1 protein-coding gene is annotated in these 930 nt (G+C 66.5%); it reads right to left on the minus strand.

All coding sequences use genetic code 11. The features are described 5' to 3' along the window. Nucleotides 1-232: 232 nt before the first annotated feature. Nucleotides 233-930: transposase (locus KHO33_RS41895; protein ID WP_211629346.1), on the minus strand; the 698-nt coding region annotated here is incomplete at its 5' end.

A 930-nucleotide genomic window follows, 5' to 3' on the forward strand; every position in this document is an offset into this window, starting at 1 on the left:
GTCAATGTCATTCAGGTCAGGGTGTCTGTTGACCGGTCAGTGCCGGGTCGACCTTCTATCCGTGCCGGCCTGACAGGCCGGTCACCTCATGCCGCATGCGCGAAGCGCTGGAGCTACCCTGTTACCGACGCGCCCCATCTAGGGAAACGGCCACCCGCAATGGGTAGCCCGAGCGTGTTCCGGGCGCGTTGACCTTTACATGCTGTTGCTGCATCCGATGTCATTCAGTGATTCAGGCCCTCACGGTGTTGACGTCGCGCGGTTTGAGTAGCGCACCGGCGGGGATCTCGCCGTGCTCGAGATAACGCCACAGGGCGATCGCCAGACGGCGTGCGAGCGCGACGATACCGATGCGCCGCATCCGCTTGCCGGTACCGGCAAAGCGCTCGTTGAACCAGTGGCTGAGCTGGCTGCCGGGCTGCAGGCGCAGCCAGCTCCAGGCGAGCTCGACCATCAGCCAGCGACATCGCCGGTTGCCCGCCTTGCTGATACCGAGTTCAACCTCGCTGGTGCCGCTGGCGTACGGCGTGGGCGTCAGGCCCAGACAGCCGGCCACTTCGCGGCGGTTGCGAAACTGCCGCCAGCCGAACAGTTCCCTGACGAGCGTCCATGCGCTGCCTGCACCGATGCCGGCAAGCTGTGCGAGCAGCGCCATGCCGGGATGTGCGCCGCTGCGCACCTGCCGGTCCTGCTGCACTTCGAGCAGGCGGATCTGCTGGTGCACCAGCACGAGCCGCTCACATTCACGGTCAATCTCGGCGCGCAGACCGGGCGCCAGCAGCTCGCGCTGACGGGTCCACCAGTGCGTCCAGATGCGGCCGCCGACAGACCGGACCCGAAGGTTGTGCAGTACCAGCAGGGAGCGGATCCGGTTGGTGTGCGCAGTCTGCTCTTTGCGCAGGCGTTCGAGCTCACGGTGCAGGCGCCGGT

Origin of the sequence: Paraburkholderia nemoris (assembly GCF_905221015.1) — a bacterium.
In the GTDB taxonomy this organism is placed as follows: Bacteria; Pseudomonadota; Gammaproteobacteria; order Burkholderiales; family Burkholderiaceae; genus Paraburkholderia; species Paraburkholderia nemoris.